The sequence below is a fragment of the Citrobacter sp. Awk 2 genome, from assembly GCF_028069815.1.
In the GTDB taxonomy this organism is placed as follows: domain Bacteria; phylum Pseudomonadota; class Gammaproteobacteria; order Enterobacterales; family Enterobacteriaceae; genus Citrobacter.
In genome coordinates this window covers 1-807 of sequence record NZ_JANEWL010000237.1, presented here as the reverse complement: position 1 = coordinate 807, position 807 = coordinate 1, and the positions used below count along the sequence as shown (strand labels likewise).

Here is an 807-nt window from a genome sequence, read left to right as displayed (position 1 = left end):
GGTTTAATATGATTGATGAATTCCACGTTATGTATATGTATAGAAAAATCCAAGCTGAAGCGGCTACCACTGATATAAAGACATTGAACCAACTCTTGAAGAAGTTCCGCAAGGTAGTAGCGGAACGGCGGGAAGAATACTATCAGGAGATTGGTGAGAAAAAGGTACGTAAGTTAAAAATGAAAAAGATCCTCAAATTGATGGAGAAGGATAGGATATCACCAGAGGATCTCATTGACTGGCAGTAGCCAGTCACTATGTTGCTTCTTCGCTTATATATTAAATATCATCATAAGCTGGCTCTGCTGTTTTAGGATACTGCAGCGTCAGTGCTGGATCTGTTTCTTTGTTAGAACAGCTATCAGATGTTTTTGGTGGCTCAGATGTAGTCGTTCCCTCTGTAGGTTGATTGTCAGAATCATTTGTTTGATTAAATGTATAAACATTATCAAATACTGGTTCATTATTAGCGTTAAATCCCTGTGCCTTTTTAACATTAGGGCGTTGTTTGGCATTGATAGAATGCGCTTGTCCCTTAAGAAATATGTTGGAGTTCATAAAGAGATCTCCATCTTTATCAATAATGATCCCTTTCTTTTTGAGCTTTTTAAAGACAAGAGACATATTTGATTTTTTAATATCTAAGTCGCGGCATAGCTTTGCTTGCGATATATGAAAGCAGTTTCCAAACTCCATGATGTTTAAAATCCTTGCGATAACCTTCAACTCATTCTTGGAAATATCAAGTTCTGCGAGTTGCTGGAAGTTTTTTGTGAACATATGGACATAATCAACATCTTTTTTAAT

2 protein-coding genes are annotated in these 807 nt (G+C 36.4%); one reads left to right on the top strand and one right to left on the bottom strand.

Annotated elements, in window-relative coordinates; genetic code table 11:
• Positions 1 to 8: 8 nt before the first annotated feature.
• Entirely contained in the window at positions 9 to 248 is a 240-nt protein-coding gene (locus NNO02_RS23420) for an H-NS family histone-like protein (RefSeq protein WP_271455894.1), read from the top strand.
• A 31-nt stretch (positions 249 to 279) separates the two neighbouring features.
• On the opposite strand, the gene NNO02_RS23415 is transcribed toward NNO02_RS23420, so the two are convergent.
• On the bottom strand, positions 280 to 807 hold a 528-nt coding region (locus NNO02_RS23415; protein WP_271455893.1), incomplete at its 5' end, for a DNA-binding protein.